This window comes from Marinobacterium sp. YM272 (assembly GCF_050908845.1).
In the GTDB taxonomy this organism is placed as follows: Bacteria; Pseudomonadota; Gammaproteobacteria; order Pseudomonadales; family Balneatricaceae; genus Marinobacterium_D.
On the sequence record NZ_CP194171.1, the window covers coordinates 1,816,464 to 1,842,182 of the forward strand.

A 25,719-nucleotide genomic window follows, 5' to 3' on the forward strand; every position below is an offset into this window, starting at 1 on the left:
CTGCCGGGTTCGTGTGACAGCTTTCTCTTGGCGTAAGATAATGGCCTTGGTTTCAGTTATTTCAAGGATACATCATGTCTCTGATGCTCTGGGGTTCGTTGTTGCTGGTGTGCGTCATGGGCGCGATGTCGCCGGGGCCCAGTCTCGCGGTGGTATTGCGCGAAACGGTGCGCAACAGCCGTTCTCATGGCGTTGTGGCGGGGATCTCCCACGCCCTGGGTGTCGGTCTTTGGGCGTTTCTGACTGTTCATGGTCTGGCGCTGCTGGTCGCCGAGCATCAGGGCGTGTATCTGGCGCTGAGTTGGGCGGGCGCCGGCTATCTGGCCTATATGGGTATCCAGGCCTGGCGCCATGCGGGGGAGTCGCGGGTGCTGCAGATAGGCGACGTGCCCCGGCACTCCCTGTTCAGTGCCGCCCGTGCAGGAGTGCTGATTTCACTGCTTAACCCTAAGCTTGCGCTGTTTTTCATGGCGCTGTTTTCCCAATTCGTCAGTGCCGAGCAGAGCGTTTTCGCCCAGTGGGTGATGATTCTCACGGCAACATTGGTGGACGCTGCCTGGTATACGCTGGTGGCGCTGCTGCTATCCCAGCGACGCCTGCTGGAGGCATTAAGGCGGCGGGCAACGCTGGTGGAAAGGGCCACCGGGGCGCTGCTGGTCGGACTGGCGGTCAGGGTGGTAACGCTGTAACCCGGAAATTCTGGCGTGTTGGGCACGGATCACTGAAATCACTGTCTCAGGACGGAGACTTTAAAAAGTGGGAGCAGTATGAGCGTCGGGAGCAAGCTGAAACGCTGGATCGGTGAGGAACGGGTCGAGATTGCCCGTGAGCGCCTGGGAGATATTGCCGAGCAGAGCCTGGAACGGCACCTGCGCCTGGCGGTGACCGGGCTGAGTCAGAGTGGTAAGACGATCTTTATCACCTCGCTGGTGCATCATCTGCTGCATGCGCATCGCAGCGGTTCTCTGCCGTTTTTCGAGGTGGCGGCCAGCGGGCGCATTATCAGCAGTCGTGATCTGAGTGCCACCTCCGCCCACCCCTTCCCCTTCAACCAGGCGTTGGCCGGTCTGTCTCAGGATCCGCCCAGATGGCCGCAATCAACCACCGGCCTGTCGGAGGTGCGCCTGGCAATACGCTACCGGCGTCCACCGGGCCTGCGCCGGTTGCTGGGGGAAACAGGTACGCTTTATCTCGATATCGTCGATTATCCCGGCGAATGGCTGCTTGATCTGCCGCTGATGGAGCTCAGTTTCGAGCAGTGGTGCGAGCAGCAGAAGCGCCTGTTCGCCCAGGCGCCCAGAGCGTCGGTGGCAGACGGGTGGCTGGCGCAGCTGCAGCAGATCGACTGGCTGGCACCGGCAGATGCGGCGGTGTTGCAGCGTTTGAGCAACGCGTTTACCGAGATCCTGCAGCAGCTGCGCAGTGGGCCGGATGGGCTCAGTCTGTTGCAGCCGGGGCGCTGCGTACTGCCGGGAGAACATGCCGGCAGTGAGCTGCTGGTGCTCTTTCCCCTGGTGCTGGATCACTGGCCCGCCGGCGAAGTGCCCGAAAACAGCTACCTGGATCTATTGCAGCGGCGCTACGACCAGTACTGCGAACAGATCGTAAAGCCCTTCTATACACGCCATTTCTCCCGTTTCGACCGGCAGGTGGTGCTGGTGGACTGCCTGAAAACCCTGAACCGCGGCGAAGCCTGCTTCGAGGATATGAAAGAGGCGCTCAGCGCTATCCTGCAGAGCTTCAATTATGGGCGCTCCGGGTTTCTGCGCCGGCTGTTCAGTCCACGCATCGATCGCGTGCTCTTTGCATCGACCAAGGGGGATCATGTGACCGCGAACCAGCACCACAACCTGGACCGCTTTCTCGAGCTTATAGTCGAAGAATCGCAGCGTAATATCCGATTTGACGGTATCGAAACCCGCTCGCTGGCGCTGTCGTCGGTACGCTCCACACAGGCGGCGCAGGCGACAGTGGATGGGCAGCAACTCTCCTGCCTGCGCGGCCTGCGCAAGGATACGGGGGAGGAGGTGGCGCTGTTCCCGGGGGAGGTGCCTACCGAGCTTCCCGGCCCCAATGACTGGAGTGACGAACGTTTCCGCTTTATCGATTTTGCGCCGCGACGGCTGCCGCTGAATGAGCTCCAGGCTAAACACCATATCCGCCTGGACCAGGTGCTTGAATACATGACGGGGGATCTGTTTCGATGAGCGATACCAAGCCGTGGCGCAATGCCGTGCTGCTCAAGCCGGAGCAGGTTGATCTGAGCGACCAGCCTGAGCCCGAGGTTCATCAGCCGGTTCAGGAGTTGCCGCTCGATCGGGTGGTGGATGCTGACGAGGAGCCCGCCAAGGTTGCCGCGACGGTCCAAACAGCGCGTCGCAAACGCAGGGGTTGGAAGCGCCTGTTCGGCCTTTCCCTCGGTGCGGTGCTGGTTACCGGTGTGGGGATTGAACTTTACCGCCTGCTGGACTGGGCTTATACCACTCACCCGGGCGTGGGCGTCGGCTTCAGTGTGCTGCTGTCCCTGTTGGCGATCAGTGGGAGTGTTCAGCTCTGGAAAAGTCTCAAGGGGCTGCGTCAGTTGCGTGATACCGAGCGTCTGCATGAAAAGGCCCGGGCGCTGATGGATCACTCGGGGCAGGGACGGGCAGCCTCGCTGCTGCGAGCGCTGGAGCAGCGCTACCAGGGGCAGCCGAGTCACGCCAGTGTCATCGATGCGATACGGGAGCTGGATTCCGCCTACAGTGATCGTGAGGTGGTCAGTTTCCTGTCACGACACGCGTTGCAGGAACAGGATGCCGCCGCCCGTCGCTGTGTGCAGCGCTACAGCGTGGAGTCCGGTGCCATGGTAGCGCTGAGCCCCTGGGCCACCTTCGATATGCTGCTGGTGGGCTGGCGTAACCTGCGAATGCTGCGCGAGATCGCTTCGATCTATGGCATTGCCCCCGGTGCCGCAGCACAGTGGTCATTGCTCAAGAGTGTGTTGCAGGGGCTGGCGTTCGCTGGCGCCAGTGAGATGGCCATGGATGCCGGCGCAGCCGCGTTTGGGAGTTCATTGACCTCAACCCTGTCTGCCAGGGCGGGGCAGGGGCTTGGGGCCGGGCTATTTACCGCGCGGACCGGGCTGCAGGCGCTGCGACTCTGCCGTCCCCTGCCGCTGGAGCGTGATGAGACAGGTCTGTTTGATGCTGTGGCCAAGGGGATAGTCCAGCGCCTGGGTGGATCGAAGTAGTTGCACCTGTTTGATAAATCAGGGTTTGCATTCACCGAACGCGCTGCTTATACTGCGCGCCTGTTTCGATTCAGAGGTCGCCAGATCTCCTGTCGGAGCAGGGCGTAAGCCACGTTATGGTGGCTCCGCTGGTCCTCTCGCAACGAGAAGCCGTGAACCTGGTCAGGCCCGGAAGGGAGCAGCCACAGCGGTGGATTCGTGTGCCGGGATGTTGGCTGGTGGGGCCACCCCCAGTTTCCCCAACTGGGTTATTTCCCTGTCTTTTTTGCTCTTGTCGCCTTGGTGGAACACAAGGTGAGACACATCTCCCGAGCAATAGTCTGATCGAATCCTCTCGACATTCCGTTTGCTGCTTTCAGCTGTATTTGCTCCTTTGTCATTGCGACAGCTGCATGTGTGTTATCCCCCAGGGGCTTCCTCAATAACACCTCATTACATCAAACCGATTCAGTGCTTACAGATTTTCTAAAAATTTGGATTATCCTGAAATGTGCGGGAAGCAGTTGTGAATACTAGATAGCACAGGGGATTCGGATGGCTGAATCAGAAAGGGTTAAACGCAGTGGAAAGCTTTCGCTAACTTCCAAGATTCTGATCGGGATGATCGCCGGCGTTATTTTAGGCGTGATTTTCAACATCATCGACAGTAACTTCATTAATACGCACATTGTTGGCGGTCTCTTCGCGATGATCGGCAAGATGTTTGTGAATGCGCTCAAGATGCTGGTGGTACCACTGGTATTTTTCTCACTGATCACCGGGGTCACCGGGATAGGTGATATCCGGCTGCTGGGCCGTGTAGGTGGCAAGAGCTTCGCGCTCTATCTGATGACCACGGCTCTTGCCATTGCTGTTGCCATTACGATCGCAGTGGTGGTGGGGCCCGGCAATAACTTCGATATGGTCGGTGTTGATACCGGCGGCATAGAGGGCAAGGCGGCACCGACCGTTTGGAACGTCTTTGCTGCCATCGTACCGACCAATCCGGTGGCTGCCTTTGCCAATGGTGAGATGCTGCAGATCATCTTCTACACCATTGTGCTTGGCGTCGCGGTGATGATGCTGGGTCACCGCTCGAAAGCCTTTGTGGAGGGCTGCGAGTATATGAACGAGGTGATGATGAAGATTGTCACCATCGTCATGAGCGTTGCGCCAATTGGGGTGTTTGCCCTGATCGCCAAGACTTTCACTGAGCAGGGCGTTGAGCTGTTTGCACCGGTTTTGGCCTATGTGTTCACGTTGGTGGGGGCGTTGTTCCTGCATCTGTTCGTGACGCTGATGATCATCCTGAAGCTATTTTCAGGCCTTAATCCCTTCACGTTCATGGCTAAGATGCGGCCGGCGCAAATTTTTGCCTTTTCGACCGCTTCGTCTAATGCCACCATCCCTGTCACCCTGCGCTCGGTAACGGAGCGTGTGGGGGTTGATAACTCCGTGGCCTCGTTCTGTGTCCCTTTTGGCGCCACCATTAACATGGATGGTACGGCGATCATGCAGGGGGTAGCGACCGTATTTCTGGCCAATGTCTATGGTATTGATCTGGGCCTTACCGGCTACCTTACTGTCATTGCCATGGCGGTTCTGGCCTCCATCGGTACGGCCGGTGTGCCCGGGGTCGGGTTGGTAATGTTGACCATGGTGCTCGGACAGGTGGGGCTACCGATCGAAGGGATCGCGCTGATTCTGGGCGTTGACCGTCTCATGGATATGATCCGTACGGCGGTGAATATCACTGGCGATGCCGTGGTAACCAGTATTGTTGCCAAGGGCGAAGGGCAGATCGACATGTCTGTGTTCAACGATCCCGATGCGGGGCTTATTACCCCGGCGGATATGCATATTGATGAGGAGGCGGAAGCTGAACTCGTCACTGCGGCGCACAAACACTGAGCGCAGTGGGGCTCCTGTCACGGCTTATCAGTTGTTGTGGCAGGGGCAAGGTGATATCCATTCAACGTCTTTGATCAAACCTGCATAAGTTGAGGGTTGCCGGAACCTCCCGGCAGCTCTCAATTCATCTTCTTCTCCGATAAGCCTGAGATCTTGACCCGTAGCACCCGTCGCTTTATCGACCCTGGTGCTCAGGGTATCTGACCAGGCTTGGTTCAGGGTGCCGGATTTGCCCAGGTAAATCAGCCCTGAAGAGCGTTCGGTAACGCCGAGGGCGATTTCGCGGTCGACAACATCGGCATCCTGCTGCCTTCGGCCTGAAGTGCCGGTATCCGTTGTTTTAGCTGTTCGACAACATGATCGCGAAAGTGGCTGTTGTACCCGGCTTTTGAAATAACTGTTACTTTCTGGCGTCAGGTGTCTGGAATGATATTAGGCAGTAGGCATATAATAGGCGGGTATTAATTCGGGTGATGACACGTGATCTCCGTGGTGGTTCATCCCTTGAGTTACAGCAGTTATCTCGCTGCTTATGAAACAGACTCTGGCTTGATGCAGATCGCTTAAACACTTGTCTACTTGATGGTAAATGCCGGCGGAGCGGGGTTTAAGCGTTTTAAGAACAGCATCGGTTGATTAGCGGACTGGAAAGGAATCCGGGCGGTTGTGTCACGAACAATCTGACTTAATACAAGACTGTATGAAAAATAATGGCCCCGTTCCCGGTTGTGAAGTCCGTGCCGATGCAGTTGTTGAGTGCGCGCGCCTCATCAGACTGAGGGGCAACCTTCAGGTTATTCCCGTCTTTGAGAGCCTTCCTGGTTGCGGCCGCAAAAAGCCCCTCTACAGGCATCGATATTTATCCTGGCCGCATGAACCGACCAGCCGCTACCAGCAGTCATTCCCTTTGTCCGATTAACGTTTAGAGCAAAATTATCTCATGGAAGATCGCTTGAATTGGCAGGCGCATAAGCGTTTTGCGCTGTTTGCCTGTGTAACGGCCGCCTTGCTGATCGTGCCGGCGCTCTATCTGCCGCCATTTTCAATCTTTGCGCAGCGGCCGGAGGATTATCTCTCCGTACATCTGTTGCTGGAGCTGTGTTCGGTGATCGTGTCCGTGATGGTGATCTCCATCGCCTGGAAGTCGCTGGCGCCCAGTCTTCAGAACAATGCCAACCTGCTGATCGTCGGTTTTACGGTTATTGCCTGCAGTGACATGCTTCATGCGCTTGTCTATGACGGTATGCCATCACTGCTGGTGGATGGAAGTACGTCGACAGCCATTTTTTTCTGGCTTGCCGGGCGCTTTACCGAAGTCATCATGTTGCTGCTGTTTGCCTGCCGCATCCGTCTTGGAGGTTCGCCTCAGTCCTGGTTTGTGCTGGGAGTGGCGGCGTTTGCGGTGCTTTGGGCCGTAGGGATATCCGGGGGAAGCTTCATACCGGTGCTTTTTGTGCCCGGCGAAGGCGTGACCCCTTTCAAAGAGTTCTGTGAGTACCTCATCTCGGCGTCAAACCTGATGCTGGCGGCCTGGCTGTATTGGCAGGCGGCGCGTGAAAAGCATGCGCAAACGCTCTGGTTCGCAACCTCCTGTTTCATTATGGGGGTGGGGGAGCTTGCCTTTGTGCATTACCTGGATCCCTCGGAGTTTGCGCTTGTGGTGGGGCACCTGTACAAGGTGGCTGCCTACCTTTTTATTTACCGCGCGACTTTTTACAGTGCGGTTAACGAGCCTTACTTCCGGCTGCAGGATAGCGAGCGTCGTATACGTACCCAGGACCGAGAGCTGCGAACCCTGTTGAGCAGCTTGCCCCTCGATATCGCGCGTTTTGACCCGGATTTGCGCTTGCGTTACATGAGCCCCGGCTTTTCCATGAACCTGCTGGCTCAGCCGGTACTGCCTCCCGGCCATCACCTCGATCAGGTCGTCGCTGCCGAGGTTGCCGGGCAGTTACAGGGCCCGTTGCGTGATGCGCTCAAGGGGCAGCGGAGCGAGTGTGACGTGGAGTATGAGCGTGAGTCAGGAAGCTCGCGTTTCAGTAAAGTGGTTGTCCTTCCTGAATGGCTCGCAGGGGGCGGGCGGGGTGTCTTGACGATCTTTGCCGATACCACGGAGCAGGAGCGTAGCCGCCGCCGCATGGAGCAGTCATTGCAGGAAAACAACGAGATCAGAATGGCGCTGGATGCCCACGCGATTGTGGCCTTCACTGATGCCGAGGGTGTTATCACCTCGGTCAATGACCGCTTCTGCCTGATCTCCAAGTATCCGCGTGACGAGCTGATTGGGCGTACTCACAGTGTCATCAACTCGGGTGTTCACCCGCCGGAGTTCTTTAAAGAGTTGTGGCAGGTGATCAGTCGCGGCGATATCTGGAACGGCGAGATCTGTAACCGGGCCAAGGATGGATCTCTGTATTGGGTGCATACCACGATCGTACCCCTGAGCGGACCGAATGGTCTGCCGGAAAGATACATCGCTATCCGGGCAGATGTGACCAAGCGCAAACAGGCTGAGGCCGAAGCCCAGCACCTGGCCCTGCATGATGCCCTGACAGGCCTGCCCAACCGTCGGCTGATGAAAGAGCGACTGATTCAGTCTATTCAGACCGAAGCGCGGGCCGGTTCCCATGGCGCGGTATTGCTGCTGGATCTGGATAACTTCAAGGAGGTCAACGATACCTTCGGGCATAACCAGGGTGATGAGCTGCTTTACCAGGTGGCGCAGCGCCTGGCTGATACCGTGCGGGAGGGCGATACGGTCACCCGGCTGGGTGGGGACGAGTTTGTGGTGCTGCTCAGCGGGGTGGGGCAAACGCGCGAGCAGGCGATGACCAATGTGAGTGTCGCCGGCGGCAAGATCGAGTCCGCGTTGGCGCGCTCGTTCAAACTGGCCAATTCCCAGGTGAATATCACTCCGAGCATCGGTGCCGTGTTGTTCAACCGTGCCGATGACGACTACGAGGAGTTGATCAAGCAGGCGGATATCGCCCTGTACAAGGCCAAGGCCGCTGGCCGTAACCGGCTCTGTTTCTTCGATCCTTCGCTGCAGGAGGAAGCGGTGCGGCGCTCGTTGCTTATTCGTGAGCTGCGTTACGCGCAGGAGAGGGACGAGCTGTGCCTGTTCTATCAACCCATAGTGGGTGAGGAGCGTCAGGTGATTGCCATGGAGGCGCTGATCCGCTGGAAGCATTCCACCAAGGGGCTGATTTCGCCGGGAGAGTTTATTCCGCTGGCCGAACAGAGCGGACTGATCCTGCCGATCGGTCTCTGGGTGCTGAACACCGCCTGTCGGCAGCTGGCTGAATGGTCGCAGAATCCGCAGCGCGCGCATTGGGCGCTTGCGGTGAACGTCAGTGCGCGTCAGCTCAACCAGGAGGATTTCGTCGACCAGGTGGCAGCAGCGCTCAGCAATAGTGGTGCGCCGGCGGACCGGTTGCGGCTGGAGATCACCGAGAGCATGCTGCAGGATAATCTCGAGGCTACGGTGCAGAAAATGACCCTGATACGCGAGTTGGGTGTTCATTTCTCCCTGGATGATTTTGGTACCGGCTACTCCTCCCTCAGCTACCTGAAGCGGCTGCCCCTGGATGTGCTGAAGATCGATAAATCCTTTGTCGACGGCGTCCTCGATGATCCCAACGACACCGCGATTGTCAGTACTATTCTGGCGCTGGCACAGACTCTTGAACTGCGAGTAGTGGCGGAGGGAGTCGAAACCGTCGAACAGATGGATCTGCTGGTAGAAAAAGGCTGCCGCTTCTTCCAGGGTTACCTGTTTGGAAAGCCGGCGGAAATCTCACACTTTGATGAGCGGTCCAATATCCGCTGATCTTTATGTCGGTGCCTTCTGCTCGCAGCGCGTTTTCCAGGCCTGTTCTATTGATGGTCCGCTACAGGGAAACCGTCTCGACTTCGACAGGGCCGAGCTGGAGGACGACCAGGTTTAGACCCTGTTGCCGGTGGTTCGCTAACGACTCTGCAGTCCCGTCATGCTAATATCGGCGCTTGCAAAAGTTACCGACGTAGGCTGTACGAGGCACAATGAGCTATCAGGTTCTGGCACGGAAATGGCGGCCCCGCCGTTTTCAGGAGATGGTGGGGCAGGAGCACGTTCTCAAGGCGCTGGTTAACGCGCTGGATGACGATCGCCTCCATCACGCCTATCTGTTCACCGGTACCCGGGGGGTGGGTAAAACCTCTATCGCCCGGCTGTTCGCGAAGTCCCTAAACTGCGAGCAGGGGGTCTCTTCGGAACCCTGTGGGCAGTGTACCGCCTGTCGTGAGATCGCCGAGGGCCGGTTTGTCGACCTGATCGAGGTCGATGCGGCCTCGCGTACCAAGGTGGAAGATACCCGCGAGCTGCTGGAAAACGTGCAGTACGCGCCGACCCATGGGCGCTTCAAGGTGTACCTGATAGACGAGGTGCACATGCTCTCCAGTCACTCTTTCAACGCGCTGTTGAAGACGCTGGAAGAGCCGCCTCCCCATGTGAAGTTCCTGCTGGCGACCACCGATCCGCAGAAACTGCCGGTGACTATTCTGTCACGCTGCCTGCAGTTCAACCTCAAGAACCTGATTCCTGAGCGCATTGTCAGTCATCTGACCCACGTCCTAGAGGTCGAAAACATCAGCTTTGAAGACCCGGCGCTCTGGCTGCTGGCGCGTTCCGCTGATGGCTCCATGCGTGATGCATTGAGCCTGACCGACCAGGCGATCGCCTTCGGTGCCGGCAGCGTTACCGAGCCGGACGTGCGCGCCATGCTCGGTACGATTGACCAGAGGCTGGTGTATCGGATTCTCGAAGCGGTGGCCAGCCATGATGGCGCAGAGGTGCTGGCGGCCAGCGCAGAACTTGCCGACTTCTCTCCCGATTACTCCAGTGTGCTGGGCGAGCTGATCAGCCTGCTGCATCGTATTGCTTTGGCTCAGGCGGTGCCGAGCGCCGTGGATAACAGTCTGGGCGACCTGGAACAGGTGAAGGCACTGGCGGCACGAATGCGTGCCGAAGATGTCCAGCTGTACTACCAGATTGCCGTGATGGGACGTAAGGATCTGCCGTTTGTGCCGCATGCCCGGGAAGGGCTGGAGATGGTACTGCTGCGAATGCTGGCATTCCGTCCGGCCGGTGCCGCTGTGGGTGCGACCGAACCGCCGGCGACGGCACAGCAGTCGCCCGCCGCTCCGGCTCCGGCCAAGCCCGAGTCTGTAAATCCGCCATCGGTGGAGCCGCCCCAGGCTGCTCCGGTGAGTCCGACTCCGCGCGCTGAAACGCCGGCGCCTCAAGCCGAGGTTGCGCCCCCGATGGTGGCATCGCCATCCCGGGAGGAGCGCCCCGTGGCGCGGCAAGCGGTGCCGTCTCAGCCCGCGCAACCTCAGCCTGCGCCAGAACCTGAGCCCCGTCCCGAGCCTGTGGCACCCGTTCCTGCACCGGCGCCTGTGCAGGAGGCTCCACCGCCGATGGATGAGCCGCCGCCCTGGGATGAGTATGATGTTCCGCCGATGGAGTACGAGGAGCCACCGCTAAAAAAGCCTGAACCGGCCCCTGCGCCGGAGCCCGCGGCGCAACCTGAACCGGTCGGTGGTGCGAACGTGGCCCGGAGTGCTGGTGTTTCCCAGTCCATTGCCGTATTGCTGGCTGGTCTCCAGCCGCCGCCGGCGGAGCTGGTGCAGCTGACACCGGAGCACTGGGTCGCTTTGTCCGCAGAACTCGGCTTGACCGGTATGACCGACAGTCTTGCGCGCAGCCTTTCTCTGGAGCAGGTCGACGGCCAGGCACTGTGTTTCCATTACAATGCAGAGCAGGACGCCCTGCTCAACGAGACTCAGCGAAGCCGCATCGCTGATGCACTGAAAGCGCGCTTCGGACAAGCGCTGACGGTGGAGTACCGTGAGGCGGCGCAAACGCGGGAAACCCCGGCGCAGTTCGCCGAGCGGCGCCGGGCCGAACGCAAGGCTGAGGCTATCGAGGCGCTGAAGGCAGACCCGGTAGTCCAGCAGATCCTCGACCAGTTCGGGGCACATATTGATGAAGAATCTGTCACACCAGTAGACCCGTCTTAAGAAAATAGAGGTAACCGAGATGATGAAAGGTGGCATGGGCAACCTGATGAAGCAGGCCCAGAAGATGCAAGAAGAGATGCAGAAGGCGCAGGAAGAAGTCGCTAATGCAGAATGCACCGGTGAGTCCGGCGCAGGCTTGGTCAGCATCGTTATGAACGGACGTCATGATGTGAAGAAAGTCAGCATCGATGACAGTCTGCTTGAGGAAGACAAAGAGATCCTCGAAGACCTGATCGCCGCGGCGGTAAACGATGCGGTTCGCAAGATCGAGCAGAGCACCCAGGAAAAAATGTCCCAGGTGACCTCCGGCATGGGAATGCCGCCGGGCTTTAAGATGCCGTTCTGATCATGGCATTCAGTCCTCTGCTGCAAAATCTGGTCACCGCCCTGCGGGTGCTGCCAGGCGTTGGGCCGAAGTCGGCCCAGCGCATGGCGCTGCACCTGCTGGAGCGGGAGCGTGAGGCTGCACTGAATCTGTCCGAAGCCCTCGTTGAAGCGGTGGAGAAGATCGGAGAGTGCAGCGAATGCCGTACCCTGTCCGAAGAGTCGGTGTGTGAGATCTGTCGCAGCGAGTCGCGCGACCGCTCACTGCTTTGTGTTCTCGAGTCGCCAGTCGATATGATGGCGATCGAGCAGACCGGCGGATACAACGGCCTTTATTTCGTGCTCAAGGGACGCTTGTCTCCGATCGACGGTATCGGGCCGGATGCGCTTGGAATCGACAAGCTGTTGAGCAAGGTGATAGACGGCGGTGTTCAGGAGCTGATACTGGCCACCAACCCCACCGTAGAGGGTGAGGCGACGTCTCACTATATTGCCGAGCAGCTCAACGATCACCCCGTGAAGATCAGTCGTATCGCTCATGGTGTCCCCGTTGGTGGGGAACTTGAGTATGTCGATGGCGGTACCTTGGCGCATGCGCTGGCGGGCCGTCGCTCACTGCGTTAAGGACCTGACATGACGGAAAAGTCCAAAGCCTGGGATTGGCGCCAGCTGGAACAGTCGGCCGAGAAGCCTTGCTGGATAACGGACAGCGATACACTGGCCGAGCACTGCGCGCGCTGGCGCCAGCTGCCGATGGTGGCACTGGATACGGAGTTCATGCGGGTTGATACGTTCTATCCGCGGCCCGGCCTGATCCAGCTTGCGGATGAGTATCAGTGTTACCTGATTGATCCGCTCTGTATCGAGGACTTTTCCGCATTCGTCGAGTTGATGGCTGACGATTCGGTACTCAAGATCGTTCACGCCGGCAGCGAAGACCTGGAACTGCTGCTGAATAGCTACGGCGTCCTGCCCGAGCCGCTGTTCGATACCCAGATAGCAGCTGCCTTTGCCGGCTGGGGTTTCAGCATGGGATTGCAGCGGTTGGTGGACCATGCGCTGGGTGTGCAGCTGGGGAAGGGGGAGACCACCTCCGACTGGATGCAGCGACCGCTGACTCCCGAACAGGTGCACTACGCGGCGCTGGACGTGGCTTATCTGCCGGCGATCGCCCTGGAACTGCAGGCGCAGCTGAAGCAGCAGGGTCGCCTGGAGTGGGTGATGGAGGAGTGTGCCGAGCAGCGGGGTGCGGTGATCGATACCGACCCGCATGGGGTGAGCTATTATCAGCGCTTCAGCCAGGTATGGAACATCTCCGATGTGAAGCGTGCGGGGCTTCGTGACTTGACCGCCTGGCGTGAGCAGGCCTGCCGTGCCCGGGATATTCCGCGCAACCGGCTGCTGCGCAACCAGCATCTGCTGGCGATTATCGAACGCTGGCCGCTGACTCCGGAAGCGCTGTCGCGGGTACCGGAGCTGCGCCGCAAGGTGGTTCGTGAGGATGGCGAGGCGATACTGGACTGCCTGCGCAATGCGCAGGAGTCTGCTGAAAAACTGCCGCCGGCGCCGATACAGCGACCTTTGCATTACGCCTGGAACAAGCGGATCAAGGTGCTTAAAACGATTGGTCGCTCCACCGCGGCGGATCAGGGGCTGGCGGTGGAGATTCTGCTGCGCAAACGTGATATTGACGCATTGATCCAGTCGCGAACCCCGGCCGGTGAATACACGCTGCCGCCGTCCCTTCAGGGGTGGCGCAAGCCGCTGGTGGGGGATGCGTTGCTGGCGCAGCTGCAAAAATTCGAGCAAGAGAAATAAGATGAAAATCTGCAGTATTTATAAGAGTCCGCGTAAGGACGAAATGTACCTGTACGTGGACAAGCGGGATGCCCTGGCACGGGTGCCGGAAGCGTTGCTGGAGATGTTCGGCCAGCCGATGCACGTGATGGATATGCCGATGAAGGCGGATCGCAAGCTCGCCCGTGTTGATGCTGACAAGGTGCTCAAAGAGATCGACGATAAGGGGTTCTACCTGCAGCTGCCGCCGCCCAAGGATGAGTATCTTCTGGATCTGCACGCCAACCGTCCCGTAACCGGAGTGCGTTGAGCGTGGTTGCTCAAGAAGTGTTCTGGCGCCGCAAGACACTGCGCGAGATGACCCGCGAAGAGTGGGAGTCACTCTGTGATGGCTGTGCGATCTGCTGTCTGCACAAGATCGAGGATGAAGATACCAATGAGATCTTCTATACCTCTGTGGTCTGTCATTTGCTGGATACCAAAGAGTGCCGCTGTACCGAGTACGACAGGCGCACTGAGCTGGTGCCAACCTGTATCCGCATGACGCCGAACGATGTGGAGCAGCTCGGCTGGCTGCCGCCCACCTGTGCCTATCGTCTCCTGAATGAGGGCAAGGAGCTGCCGGAGTGGCATCCGCTGGTGACCGGCGAGCGTCGCAGTCCAATTACTGCCGGAGCATCGGTAATCGATATCTACGATATTACCGATGAAGGTATCGATGATGATGATCTACTGGACTACGTGATCGAACCGGACGAATGAGTCGTTAAAGACAGGAAAGAAGCCCGCCATCAAGGCGGGCTTCTTTGTCTGGGTGGGTCGCTGTGACCGGATGCTTCTCTATTACCCGAGTTCGCAGTGGGAGCTATACAAGACTGGGTCCGTAACTCCACAGCAGTACAACGGCGATCAGCAGCGCTTCAAGCACCAGGCCGCCTATAGCCAGGGTTGAGGTGGAGATAATGAAACCCTCTTTTTCCGGAATTCCCAGGAAGGTGGGAATGCCGCGATAGAGCAGGTAGGCGGTGTAACAGAGCCCGATAGCACCGGCCAACACGCATACCCAGACGATGGGATAAAGGCTGACCAGGCCGGCGAGGAACATGGGCGTTGCGATGTAACCGGCAAACACCGTGCAGCGGGTACGGCAGGGTTTGTGGACCAGGCGCTTTGCCAGGCTGTGCAGCACTCGCCCCATCACCGCTACTGCGGCGAGGATCAACAGATAAAAGACCAGGCCGAGGATTACTGCGCTTCCGGTGTCCAGTTTGATGGTATGACTGCCTCCGAAATCCCAGCCGGTCTGGGTTGTTCCGATATAGCTACTGACAACCGGCACCAAGGCCATCAATAGAACGTGGTGCAGGTAGAAGTGAGGTACAGACTCCCTCTCACTGCTCATTCGCTTCCACTCTTTTTCCGGATGGGTCATCAACCCCCAGACGTGATTGATCATAGGACACCTCTCTCTACGTGGTCGGCGGCTACGTAAGCGGTTCGCTGTTAACTGAGGAGACCGCAGGAGCCTTGCTGTCTTGTTATTGTGTATCGAGTGATCGGGCCTTGGCTCGTTTCACGCCCCGGGCAGTATGCGGCGCAGGGCTATAGATAAAGATAGATTCAACTTTTTCCCATGTACAACGACCGCTGGATGTCAGCGGCAAGTTGTCATCCTGTTGGGGTGCGCTGCACTGGCCGCTATCAGGGGCGAGGCGGCGTAAGCTGAAGCCGGTCTGTTGGCTGATTGGTTTGTCTCGGGGAGGGCTGTGCGAAGGTGTGATTGCTGGGAGTTTTGGAGCGTAGAAACAAAAATGGCCCGCTAGGCGGGCCATTTTTTAAGCGCGGATGCTATCAGTCTTTCTGGTTAGCGATCTGCTGCTTGATCAGGTCACCGATAGTGGTCGGACCGGCCACTTCAACTTCCTGGTTGCGAACGGCGTTCAGAGCTTCTTTCTCTTCAGCCTGGTCTTTAGCGCGGATAGACAGGTTGATCGCGCGGTTGCGACGGTCAACACCGGTGATCTTCGCTTCAACCATCTCGCCTACAGACAGGGCAGTGCTGGCGTCTTCGATACGCTCAGAAGAGATCTCGGAGACTTTCAGGATACCTTCGATGCCTTCAGCCAGATCGATGATCGCAGCTTTTGCGTCAACGCTCTTAACCGGTGCAGTTACGATGGTGCCCTTCTGGTGAGCTGCCAGGTATTCGCTGAACGGATCGCTGGCCAGCTGCTTAACGCCCAGTGAGATGCGCTCTTTCTCAGCGTCGATAGACAGGATAACCGCGTCAACTTCGTCGCCTTTCTTGAACTGGCGCAGAGCAGTTTCCGGATCCGCATCCCAAGAGATGTCGGACATGTGCACCAGGCCGTCCAGGTCGTTATCCAGACCAACGAAGATACCGAAATCGGTGATGGTCTTGATAGTGCCGCTGACACGATCGCCGGCAGCGAACTGCTCGGAGAAGGATACCCAAGGATTAGCAGTGCACTGCTTGATACCCAGGGAGATACGACGACGCTCTTCGTCGACGTCCAGGATCATCACTTCCACTTCGTCGCCGATGTTTACAATCTTGGACGGGTGGATGTTCTTGTTGGTCCAGGACATTTCGGAAACGTGTACCAGACCTTCAACGCCGTCTTCGATAGAAGCGAAGCAGCCGTAGTCGGTCAGGTTGGTAACACGTGCAGCAACCTTGGAGCCAGCCGGGTAGCGAGCCTTGATGTCATCCCACGGATCAGCAGACAGCTGCTTGAGACCCAGAGAAATACGGCCGCTTTCCTTGTCGAACTTGATGATCTTGACAGTGATCTCGTCGCCCGGAGTCAGCATTTCGCTCGGGTGAGAGATACGCTTCCAAGCCATGTCGGTGATGTGCAGCAGACCGTCAACACCACCCAGGTCGATGAACGCACCGTAGTTGGTCAGGTTCTTGACGTAACCCTTAGCGATCTGACCTTCTTCCAGAGTAGCGAGCAGCTCTTCGCGCTGAGCGCTGTTGGCTTCCTGGAGAACGGCACGGCGGGAAACAACGATGTTGTTACGCTTGGGATCCAGCTTGATCAGCTTGAATTCCAGCTCTTTGCCTTCCAGGTGGTCAATGTCACGGATCGGACGAACGTCAACCAGAGAGCCCGGCAGGAAGCCCTGGATGTTGTTGATGCTAACAGTGAAGCCGCCCTTGACCTTGCCGGAGATGAAACCTTTGACAGTTTCTTCTGCTTCGAACTTGGTCTGAAGAACTTCCCATGCCTCAGCACGCTTGGCTTTCTCGCGGGACAGACGGGTTTCACCGAAGCCATCTTCAACCGCTTCCAGCGCTACCTTAACGGTGTCGCCGACAGAGATTTCGAGTTCGTTGGCATCGTTGATGAACTGTGAGCGCGGGATAACGGCTTCAGACTTGAGGCCAGCGTTCACGGTAACCCAGTCGCTGTCGATATCGACAACTTCACCCATGACCAGGGTGCCCGGAGTCATCTGTACGTTCTGGAGGGATTCTTCAAACAGTTCAGCAAAGCTTTCGCTCATGAAAATGTCCTATTTTGCGCTGTTTCCCGGTTTATGGTTGAACCGTTTCGCAGCTTGCCAGCCTGTATCGTCAGCTATACAGGGTCGGTTATCGATAGTCATCTGCTCTCCCGCCGCGCTGACGTAGGCGAGGGGTAGATGATAAAGTTGCAAAATTATACAGAGCTGATCCCGCGATGAACAGCGCCCGTAAAGGAAAATTATTCACCGATACGGCTGGTCAGGTAGGTGTCCAGCTTGCTGCGCAGGGGGATGCGGCAGGGGGGTATGACGATATCCAGGTCTTCCTGTAACGCCTTGCTCAGGCTGGAAGTTTCCGGTTTTTCGAGCCAGCGGGCCACGCTGCGGGCTTCGTCACTGGTGTTGGCGGCCAGCTCCACCGCGTTGCCGATGCAGAAGCCGTAATTGACCAGGTCAGTTGAAATCATTTCTTGCCGGTGGCTGTCATCGAGCATCAGCCGGTTGGCTTCGATAAAACGGCGGTATTCGTATATGGCGGCATCGGTCATCATGCCGATCCAGAACGCGCTGAAGCGCTCCGCTTCGGGTAGTGATGTCAACTGGCGTTGGAGCTCATTGCGGGTGCGCGCCATCTCCTGGTCCAGCGTTTCGGGAACGAACTGCTCGTTGGTCGACTTGTAGTGCTCCAGCGCATCGATACGCTCCTGGAGTGTTTTGATCTGGCTTTGCAGTTCGGCGTTTTCCTCCAGCAGGCTCTCTTTGTCCTGTAGCAGGCCGTGAATCACTTTCTCGACCGGGGAGAGTTCTTCCTCGGCAAAGGTGGCAGGCACCTGCTTGGTGCCGAGTTCGCCAACCGATTCGGTGTAGGGATTGTTGGGGACTATCTGGAAACCGAACTTGTGCAGGATCTCGGCATTTTCGTCCTGCCGTGCCTGCAGTGAATCCCAGAAAAAATAAACCGCGGCCCCCAGAGATGCGATGAGCAGGGGGGCCGCGATGATAATTGCAAGCTGTGTCTTGCCAGGCTTCATTCAGCTCTCTTGAGAAGGGCCGGTGGTGTCTGTGCGGTGGCAAGGCGGCCGGACAGGTCGATCAGGTCCAGCGTGATCTCGGCGCTCTCTTCGAGGATCGCTTCCGCCTCCTGATTGATCGGACGGCCCTGATCATCCTTGGGCAGCTCTTCATCAAGCTCGGTCAGGCTCTCCACCGGCTCCTGTCCCTTGGCGCTACGACGCATGTTTTCGGCCGTCAGCAGCCAGGATTCGGCAGCATCACGCTCCTGTTTGAGCTTTTCTTCGTTGAGCGTTATCCGGCTTTCGTTTTTCTTCTCCTGCAGGTGAGCGATCTGCTTGGCCATGAAGGTGAAATCCGGATCGACCTCGATGCGTTTTTCATGACGTTTTTCAAGTTCTGGCAGCAGGTTCTCCAGCGACGGGAAGCGGCCATAGCGAACCGGCTTGACCCTGTCCCAGGGCAGGGCGGCTTCGAGCGCGCTTTCGCCGATCTCGTTCTCGTCATACAGCGTTGGCAGGGCGATGTCCGGCATAACCCCCTTGTCCTGGGTGCTCTCGCCGGAGATGCGGTAGAACTTGGAATGGGTCAGCTTGATCTGGCCATGATCGATCGGCTGTACCACCTGAACCGTGCCCTTGCCAAAACTGCGGCTGCCGACGATCAGGCCGCGGTGATAATCCTGGATCGCACCGGCAAAAATTTCGGAGGCCGACGCACTGAGGCGGTTGATCACCACGGTCATGGGGCCGTTCCAGGCCACGTCAGGATCGAAGTCGCCGAGAATGTCGACCCGGCCTTCGGGATCGCGGATCTGCACCGTGGGGCCGCGGCTGATGAACAGGCCGACCAGCTCATTGGCTTCGCGCAGCGAACCACCGCCGTTGTCGCGCAGGTCGATGATCAGGCCCTCGATCTCCTCCTGCTTGAGCTCTTCGATCAGCTTGCGCACATCCCGGGTGGTGCTCTTGTAATTCGGATCGCCGCTTTGCAGGGCGGCAAAGTCGATGTAAAACGCCGGGATGCTGATGACACCCAGCTTGCGCGTAGCGCCGTTGTGTTCCACTTCCAGTACGCGGCTTTTCGCTGCCTGCTCCTCCAGTTTTACCTTGGAACGGACCAGGCGCACGGTCTTGCGGATCGACTGGTCGACCGCATCCGAGGGGATGATCTGCAGGCGCACAATGGTCTCTTTCGGGCCGCGGATCAGCTGGACAACATCATCCAGACGCATGCCAACGATATCCTCGAACTCGCCATCGTCACCCTGGGCGACACCGACGATCTTGTCCGCCGGTTTCAGCTGACCGCTCTTCTCGGCGGGGCCGGCGGGCACCAGACTGACGATCTTGGTCATCTCGTCCTCGCTGGAAAGTACCGCACCTATCCCTTCCAGTGACAGGCTCATGTTGATCTTGAAGCTTTCGGCGTTGATCGGCGAAAAGTACTGGGTATGCGGGTCGAACTCGGCGGTCAGCGAGTTTACGTAGGTCTGAAATACGTCCTCGGTTTTTGCCTGCTCGGCGCGCTGTTGCTGCGAACGGTAACGTTTCAGCAGCACTTCGCGGGCTTCTTCGAGGTTTTTGTCGGCGAACTTCAGGCTCAGCAGGGCGTTTTTGAGACGGCGGCGCCAGAAATCGTTCATCGCCTCTTCGGAATCGAGCCAGGGGGCGTTTTCCCGCTCCAGATCGATCGACTCGTCGATGGTGAAGTCGTAGTTCACCGCATCATTTTCCAGTCGCTCGATGATGTAATCGAGGCGCTCGAGCTGACGCTTTTCAAAGCGGTTAAATATGTTGTAGGCGGCGGAGAGGTCGCCAGCCAGGATCTGGTCATCCAGCTCGGTGCGCAGGCTTTCGAATTCCTGGATGTCAGAGGCGTAGAAGTAACTGCGGCTCGGGTCGAGACGACCGAGGTAACGATCCAGCAGGTCGCTGGAGAGTTCATCGTTGATGTTGATCTGGTTGTAATGGCCCTGTTGCAGGGTCGCAACCACCTCGGTGAGGGTCTGGTTGTAGATCGGTTCCGGGCTCAGTCGAGCCTCCACCGGCAGGCTTATTGTCAGGGCGCCAACAAGCGCCGGAATAAGCGTGGCTGCCTTCAAATGCTTAATCATCAGGAAGGGGGGCTCCAGATTGTTCGTTGTTAACTCAGACACACGCTCTAAGCGCCGAGTTCCGCTGGCCGGACCTTCGAGTGTAGTCAGGCAGGGTTCTAATGTAAAATTAGCCTCTTTTCACAGGTTTGGGGCTTTTGATGAACGATTCAAGGTATTGGCACAGGGGTGGAATGGCGATCTGCCTGCTCGGCGCCGTGCTGATGTTGAATGGATGCGGCGAAGATCCGGAAGAGGAGCGCTTCCGTCAGGAACTGATCGACAAAGCCCTGAACGACGACACACGCCGCGCCGGTGATGCGTTTCTGGCCGAGAATGCTGAAAAGCCCGGTATTCAGGTGAAACCCTCCGGGCTGCAATTTAAGGTGCTGCGCGAGGGGGACGGCGCCAAGCCGACGGCGCAGGATATCGTAGTGGTCAACTACGAGGGCAAGCGCATCGATGGCGAGATCTTTGATAGCTCCTACGCGCGTGGCAAGCCGGCCCGTTTCCCGTTGAACCAGGTGATCAGGGGCTGGGCAGAAGGTCTGATGGATATGCGTGTCGGTGGCGAGCGGATCCTTTATCTGCCCGCCGACCTCGCTTACGGTGCCCGCAGCCCATCGCCGGGGATCCCGGCCAATTCGGCGCTGATCTTCAAGGTCGAACTACTGGATATCGAGCATTCAGGTGCAGCACAGCCTGCCACAGGAGAGTGACATGCCAACAACCCCGTTCAACAGTGAACTGATCGAATTCCTCGATGCTTCGCCCAGCCCCTGGCATGCGGTCAGCGCCATGGCAGAGCGCCTGACCCGGGCAGGTTTTAGCGAACTCAGTGAGCAGGACAGCTGGTCGCTGGAACCCGGTGCGGGCTATTTTATCTGCCGGAATGGTTCTTCGATCATCGCCTGGCGCCAGCCTCAGGATGTGGATCCGGCCAGAACCGGCTGGCGCATGGTCGGTGCGCATACCGACTCCCCCTGTCTGCGCGTCAAACCGCAACCGGAGCTGAGTCGCAAGGGCTATTTCCAGCTCGGTGTGGAGGTGTACGGCGGCGCCCTGCTGAACCCCTGGTTTGACCGAGACCTGTCGATCGCGGGACGGGTGGTCTGGCGCGATGAGTCCGGCGAGCTGCACAGCTCTCTGATCAACTTTGAGCGCCCGGTGGCGACCATTCCAAGCCTTGCGATCCACCTGGACCGGGAAGCCAACTCCAGCCGTGCAATCAATGCCCAGACCTATCTGCCGGCGCTGCTGGGGCAGGCCGAGGAAAAACCCGATTTCCGTCAGTTGCTGGCGCAGCGTCTGACCGCCGAAGGCGAATCGGGCGTGGCCAAAGTGCTCGATTACGAACTCTGCTTTTACGACATCCAGGGAGCCGCTGAGGTTGGCCTTGACGCTGAGTTTATCGCCTCGGCGCGGCTGGATAACCTGCTGAGCTGCTTTATCGGTCTCAAGTCGCTGCTTGCGGCGCAGCCGGGAGTGGGGCAGGTGCTGGTCTGCAACGACCATGAAGAGGTGGGCAGCATGAGTGCCGCGGGCGCCCAGGGGCCGATGCTGAAACAGTGGCTCGAGCGGCTGATGCCTGATGCGGATCAGCGCAACCGTGCCCTGTCGGTATCGATGATGATCTCTGCCGACAACGCCCACGGCGTGCATCCGAACTTTGCCGATAAGCACGATGATAACCACGGCCCGCTGCTTAATGCCGGCCCGGTGATCAAGATCAACTCCAACCAGCGTTATGCCAGCAACAGCGAAACCAGCGCGATCTTCCGTCACCTGGCCGAAGAGCAGGGCGTGCCGGTACAGAGCTTCGTGGTGCGCTCCGATATGGGCTGTGGCAGCACCATCGGACCGATTACGGCGGCGGAACTCGGTGTGCCGACGCTGGATATCGGTGTGCCCCAGTTTGCGATGCACTCGATCCGCGAACTGGCCGGCAGCAGCGATGCCGAGGCGCTCTCCCGGGTGCTGACACCCTTCTTTCAGCTGGCAAAAGTCTGATCCATCCGGCGGGTGTTCTACCCGCCGGCGTCTCACCGCCAGGTTGAGAACTCGCTGGGATGTGCCATTCTGAATTTAAAAGTTCAGGGGGCTGTTATGCGAGCAATGTGGCAAATCCGAACAATCCCGCAACCGGCTTATACGGACTCCCGGAGCCTTCTCTTCCCGTCGATACCGACCGACTGTTGAGGCCTGCCCATGGGACGTGCGATAAGCAGCGCCGACTACTCGGACCGCTCAATCCAGCGGTTTCAGAAACGACTTCAGACCGACCTCGACGTGCTCGCCCAGGTGCTGGCGCGGCCCCGGTTTGGCCAGGGAGCCCGCAGCTTCGGTGCCGAGCTGGAGCTCTACATCGTCAACAGCCAGGGGCGGCCCGTGGGCTGCAATGCGGAGCTACAGAAGCAGGTTGATGATCCGCTGGTAACGCTGGAGCTGAACCGCTACAACCTGGAGTACAACCTGGCGCCGACAAAAGTGCGCGGACAGCCTTTCTCCGTGATGGAGAAACAGATCCGCGAAGCGCTGGACAAGCTCGACCGGGAGGCCGCGCAGTTCGATGCGCATATCGTGCCGATCGGCATTCTGCCCACGCTGAAACGGCGCGATTTCGGGCCGCACAATATGACCGATCTCAAGCGCTACCACTGCCTTACCCAGCGCCTGGCTGACCTTCGTGGCAAGCTGTTTTCGGTCAAGATCAACGGTGAAGAGCCGGTGGAGCTGCGCTCCCGTGATCTGACACTCGAGGGCGCAAACACCTCGTTGCAACTGCATTATCGCGTCGAGCCCAAGGCCTATGCGCGTACCTTTAATGCGGTACAGCTGGTGACGCCGATCGCCCTGGCGATCGCCTGTAACTCCCCCTTTATGGTGGGCCGGCGGCTCTGGCATGAAACCCGGGTGCCGCTGTTCAAGCATGCCATCGACGGTTATACCCGTGATCTTCGCGACGCCCATCTGCCTTCCCGGGTCGATCTCGGCAACGGCTGGGTACGCGAGGGCGTGCACGAGCTGTTTGCCGAGAACGTCTATCTGCATCCACCGCTGTTGCCGATCTGCAGCAAAGAGAACCCCCAGGCCGTGTTCGATGCCGGGGAGACGCCGGAGCTGTTTCAGCTTCAGCTCCACCAGGGCACGGTCTGGCCCTGGAACCGTGCCATCTACGACCCGGCTGACGGTGGCCACCTGCGGATAGAACTGAGGGCGCTACCTGCCGGGCCAAGCGCCTGCGACATGATGGCCAATGCCGCCTTGCTGCTCGGTCTGGCGGAGGGGCTGAGCGCCGATATTGACCGCTATGTCACGGCCATGCCTTACCAGACCCTGGTCTACAATTTTTACCGCGCGGCCCAGGACGGCATGGGGGCGAAACTGCTCTGGCCCAGTGAGCGCGGCTGGGGCTTTGACGAACTGGCGCCGACCGAGCTGGTCAGCCGGTTGCTGCCACAGGCGGCAAAGGGCCTGGCCAAGGCCGGAGTCGACAGCGCGGACAGCGATTACTATCTCGGCCTCATTGAAGAGCGTATAGCCGCCAATGTGACCGGCGCCTCCTGGCAGTTACGGCAGTTCCAGCGCTTGCACAAATCCAACCGACGCCATATCGCGTTGAGTCGGATGATGCAGCACTATATGGAAAACAGCCGGCAGAACCTGCCGGTGGCACAGTGGAAGGATGTCGACTGAAAATGGCAAGTGATCCGATCAGAGTGCTTGAAGCGTCTGCCAGTTGTGACTGGGGGGAGAGCGTGGAAGCCTTTCTCCAGTTTCTCGGTGGCAGCAGCATGATATTGATACCGGGCAAGGACAGGAGGCGTACCCGTGCGCTCTGTACGCTGCTGCACGGCAACGAGCCCTCAGGCACCATCGCGCTGCACCGCTATCTTAAGAGCGGCCAGGTGCCGGCGGTCGATCTTGTCTGTTTCGTTGGTGCAGTCGAAACGGCTCAGCACGAACAGCTTTTCCGCTATCGGCATTTGCCGGGCGTCCGTGATATGAATCGTTGCTTTCGACCGCCGTTTGAGGATGTGCCGGGGCAGGTGGCGGAACGACTGCTGCAGTTATTGGCGCAGCACCATCCCGAGTGTGTCATCGATATTCACAACACGTCCGGCGCCGGCCCTGCGTTTGGTGTGGTTTCCCATGAGGACAGTCAGCATGAAGCACTGGTCTGTCTATTCACCAAACATCTGGTGGTCACCGATCTGAAACTGGGTGCGCTGATGGAGCTCAGTCAGCCGAGCTGTCCCATTGTGACTATCGAGTGTGGTGGCGCCGGCGATCCGAGAGCGAATCAGGTAGCCTATGAAGGACTGGTGCAGTATGCCAGCCGGGAAAGGGTGCTGGACCTGCGCAAGGGAAGTCATCTGGAACTGTACCACAGCCCGGCAAGGCTTGAGCTGGCGCCCGGTGCCAGTCTGGCGTTTGCAACCCGTGCCGTGGCCGGTGTCGATCTCACCGTGCCACCTGATCTGGAGCGGTTTAATTTCGGTACCGCACCGGTGGGAACCTTTATCGGCTGGCTCGGTGGCGAGCAGAGTCGCGAACGCCTTACCGCCCGCAATGGTACCGGTGTCGACCGGTTCGATGAATGGTTCCGCGTCGAAGAGAAGCGGCTGCTGACCACGCAGCCGCTAAAGCTCTTCATGGTGACCCATCGTCAGGATATCGCCCTGAGCGACTGCCTGTTCTACGCGGCGCCGGAGGCCGGACATTCCAGCCTGGATCGCTGACCTCAGGCCAGTGCCGGGTAGCTGGTGTAGCCTTCAGGCGAAGATGCGTAGAAAGTGCTCGGGTCCGGCGTGTTCAACCCGGCGCCCTCGGCAAAGCGGGTTTCCAGGTCCGGGTTGGCGATGTAGGGCACACCAAAGGCCACCGCATCGGCATTGCCGGCCTCGATCCAGGCGTTGGCAGTTTCGAAGCTGAAGCCTTCGTTGGCGATGTAGGTACCGCCAAACAACCGCTTCAGCTCCGGCCCGATGCTGTCTTCAGCGACCTTTTCGCGGGCGCAGATAAAGGCGATGCCGCGCTTGCCCAGCTCGCTGGCCACGTAAGCGTAAGTGGTCTTGTGATCCGAGTCGGACATGTCATGGGCATCTGCGCGTGGTGACAGATGCACGCCCACACGGTCCGCCCCCCAGACATCTATCGCCGCATCGGTTACTTCAAGCAGCAGACGGGCGCGGTTTTCCAGGGACCCTCCGTAGGCATCGGTGCGCTTGTTGGTGCCATCGAGCAGAAACTGCTCCAGCAGGTAGCCGTTGGCGCCGTGAATTTCTACGCCGTCAAAACCTGCAGCCTTGGCGTTGGCGGCACCCTGGCGGTAGGCCTCGATAATGCCGGGGATCTCGTCGGTTTCCAGAGCTCGGGGTGTTACATAATTCTTTTGCGGGCGTACCAGGCTGACATGGCCCGCAGGCTTAATAGCGCTGGGTGCCACCGGCAGTTCGCCATCGAGGTAGATCGGGTCGGAGATACGGCCCACGTGCCAGAGCTGCAGCACCATCTTGCCGCCTTCGGCGTGCACCGCATCGGTGATTTTGCGCCAGCCGGCTACCTGCTCGTCGCTCCAGATCCCCGGGGTGTCCGGGTACCCCACGCCCTGGGGCGTAACGGCGGTGGCTTCGCTGATAATCAGGCCTGCACCGGCACGCTGGCGGTAGTACTCCAGCATCAGTGCGCCGGGAACCCGGCCCTCTTCGGAGCGGCAGCGTGTCAACGGCGCCATGATGATGCGGTTACGCAGCTCCAGTGCACCGGCTTTCAGCGGCTGATGTAGTGTGCTCATAGCGAGGATTGCCTCCTT

General features: G+C 58.8%; 20 protein-coding genes and 1 other RNA gene. 16 read left to right on the top strand and 5 right to left on the bottom strand.

What is annotated here, in order from left to right; genetic code table 11:
• Positions 1 to 74 precede the first annotated feature (74 nt).
• The 12 genes from ACQUQP_RS08150 (at position 75) to ACQUQP_RS08205 (ending at position 14,065) form a co-directional block, all read left to right on the top strand.
• Positions 75 to 689 (top strand): LysE family translocator, encoded by a 615-nt coding sequence (locus ACQUQP_RS08150; protein WP_432698299.1) that lies wholly within the window; start codon positions 75 to 77, stop codon positions 687 to 689.
• Between the two features lie 78 nt (positions 690 to 767).
• Entirely contained in the window at positions 768 to 2,207 is a 1,440-nt protein-coding gene (locus ACQUQP_RS08155; RefSeq protein ID WP_432698300.1) for a YcjX family protein, read from the top strand.
• Positions 2,204 to 3,232 carry a TIGR01620 family protein gene (locus ACQUQP_RS08160; RefSeq protein ID WP_432698301.1) on the top strand — a complete coding sequence of 343 codons (1,029 nt, stop codon included), beginning with the start codon at positions 2,204 to 2,206 and terminating at the stop codon, positions 3,230 to 3,232. Before ACQUQP_RS08155 ends, ACQUQP_RS08160 begins: the two co-directional genes overlap by 4 nt.
• Positions 3,233 to 3,358: 126 nt before the next feature.
• Positions 3,359 to 3,456, top strand: an RNA gene (gene ffs, locus ACQUQP_RS08165) — signal recognition particle sRNA small type.
• Positions 3,457 to 3,766: 310 nt separating this feature from the next.
• Positions 3,767 to 5,122 carry a dicarboxylate/amino acid:cation symporter gene (locus tag ACQUQP_RS08170; protein ID WP_432698302.1) on the top strand — a complete coding sequence of 452 codons (1,356 nt, stop codon included), beginning with the start codon at positions 3,767 to 3,769 and terminating at the stop codon, positions 5,120 to 5,122.
• A 940-nt stretch (positions 5,123 to 6,062) separates the two neighbouring features.
• Positions 6,063 to 8,951, top strand: a complete 2,889-nt coding sequence (locus tag ACQUQP_RS08175) for a bifunctional diguanylate cyclase/phosphodiesterase (RefSeq protein ID WP_432698303.1) — start codon at positions 6,063 to 6,065, stop codon at positions 8,949 to 8,951.
• 212 nt (positions 8,952 to 9,163) lie between these two features.
• Positions 9,164 to 11,182: a DNA polymerase III subunit gamma/tau gene (dnaX, locus tag ACQUQP_RS08180; RefSeq protein ID WP_432698304.1), complete on the top strand. Its 2,019-nt coding sequence runs from the start codon at positions 9,164 to 9,166 to the stop codon at positions 11,180 to 11,182.
• A gap of 19 nt (positions 11,183 to 11,201) precedes the next feature.
• Positions 11,202 to 11,528 carry a YbaB/EbfC family nucleoid-associated protein gene (locus tag ACQUQP_RS08185; protein WP_432698305.1) on the top strand — a complete coding sequence of 109 codons (327 nt, stop codon included), beginning with the start codon at positions 11,202 to 11,204 and terminating at the stop codon, positions 11,526 to 11,528.
• A 2-nt stretch (positions 11,529 to 11,530) separates the two neighbouring features.
• Positions 11,531 to 12,130 (top strand): recombination mediator RecR, encoded by a 600-nt coding sequence (gene recR, locus ACQUQP_RS08190; RefSeq protein ID WP_432698306.1) that lies wholly within the window; start codon positions 11,531 to 11,533, stop codon positions 12,128 to 12,130.
• Between the two features lie 9 nt (positions 12,131 to 12,139).
• Entirely contained in the window at positions 12,140 to 13,324 is a 1,185-nt protein-coding gene (gene rnd / locus ACQUQP_RS08195) for a ribonuclease D (RefSeq protein ID WP_432698307.1), read from the top strand.
• Between the two features lies 1 nt (position 13,325).
• Entirely contained in the window at positions 13,326 to 13,613 is a 288-nt protein-coding gene (locus ACQUQP_RS08200) for a YcgL domain-containing protein (protein WP_432698308.1), read from the top strand.
• A 2-nt stretch (positions 13,614 to 13,615) separates the two neighbouring features.
• Positions 13,616 to 14,065 carry a YcgN family cysteine cluster protein gene (locus ACQUQP_RS08205; protein WP_432698309.1) on the top strand — a complete coding sequence of 150 codons (450 nt, stop codon included), beginning with the start codon at positions 13,616 to 13,618 and terminating at the stop codon, positions 14,063 to 14,065.
• Positions 14,066 to 14,168: 103 nt separating this feature from the next.
• Here the strand turns inward: ACQUQP_RS08205 and ACQUQP_RS08210 are convergent, their stop codons facing one another.
• The 4 genes from ACQUQP_RS08210 to ACQUQP_RS08225 form a co-directional block, all read right to left on the bottom strand.
• Entirely contained in the window at positions 14,169 to 14,759 is a 591-nt protein-coding gene (locus ACQUQP_RS08210) for a Yip1 family protein (RefSeq protein WP_432698310.1), read from the bottom strand.
• 395 nt (positions 14,760 to 15,154) lie between these two features.
• The gene (gene rpsA / locus ACQUQP_RS08215; protein WP_432698311.1) at positions 15,155 to 16,837 is read right to left on the bottom strand and encodes a 30S ribosomal protein S1; all 1,683 of its coding nucleotides are present in this window, start codon (positions 16,835 to 16,837) and stop codon (positions 15,155 to 15,157) included.
• A gap of 200 nt (positions 16,838 to 17,037) precedes the next feature.
• Positions 17,038 to 17,829 carry a hypothetical protein gene (locus ACQUQP_RS08220; protein WP_432698312.1) on the bottom strand — a complete coding sequence of 264 codons (792 nt, stop codon included), beginning with the start codon at positions 17,827 to 17,829 and terminating at the stop codon, positions 17,038 to 17,040.
• Positions 17,826 to 19,925 carry a carboxy terminal-processing peptidase gene (locus ACQUQP_RS08225; protein WP_432698313.1) on the bottom strand — a complete coding sequence of 700 codons (2,100 nt, stop codon included), beginning with the start codon at positions 19,923 to 19,925 and terminating at the stop codon, positions 17,826 to 17,828. Before ACQUQP_RS08225 ends, ACQUQP_RS08220 begins: the two co-directional genes overlap by 4 nt.
• 140 nt (positions 19,926 to 20,065) lie before the next feature.
• Here ACQUQP_RS08225 and ACQUQP_RS08230 point away from each other — a divergent pair, with 140 nt between their 5' ends.
• The 4 genes from ACQUQP_RS08230 (at position 20,066) to ACQUQP_RS08245 (ending at position 24,646) form a co-directional block, all read left to right on the top strand.
• The gene (locus ACQUQP_RS08230) at positions 20,066 to 20,623 is read left to right on the top strand and encodes an FKBP-type peptidyl-prolyl cis-trans isomerase (RefSeq protein WP_432698314.1); all 558 of its coding nucleotides are present in this window, start codon (positions 20,066 to 20,068) and stop codon (positions 20,621 to 20,623) included.
• 1 nt (position 20,624) lies between these two features.
• Positions 20,625 to 21,914 carry a M18 family aminopeptidase gene (locus tag ACQUQP_RS08235; protein WP_432698315.1) on the top strand — a complete coding sequence of 430 codons (1,290 nt, stop codon included), beginning with the start codon at positions 20,625 to 20,627 and terminating at the stop codon, positions 21,912 to 21,914.
• A 198-nt stretch (positions 21,915 to 22,112) separates the two neighbouring features.
• Complete coding sequence (locus ACQUQP_RS08240) at positions 22,113 to 23,600, top strand: glutamate--cysteine ligase (RefSeq protein ID WP_432698316.1); 1,488 nt, start codon at positions 22,113 to 22,115, stop codon at positions 23,598 to 23,600.
• Between the two features lie 2 nt (positions 23,601 to 23,602).
• Positions 23,603 to 24,646: a hypothetical protein gene (locus tag ACQUQP_RS08245; RefSeq protein ID WP_432698317.1), complete on the top strand. Its 1,044-nt coding sequence runs from the start codon at positions 23,603 to 23,605 to the stop codon at positions 24,644 to 24,646.
• 2 nt (positions 24,647 to 24,648) lie between these two features.
• Here the strand turns inward: ACQUQP_RS08245 and ACQUQP_RS08250 are convergent, their stop codons facing one another.
• Positions 24,649 to 25,701, bottom strand: a complete 1,053-nt coding sequence (locus ACQUQP_RS08250; protein ID WP_432698318.1) for an alkene reductase — start codon at positions 25,699 to 25,701, stop codon at positions 24,649 to 24,651.
• Positions 25,702 to 25,719: the final 18 nt, after the last annotated feature.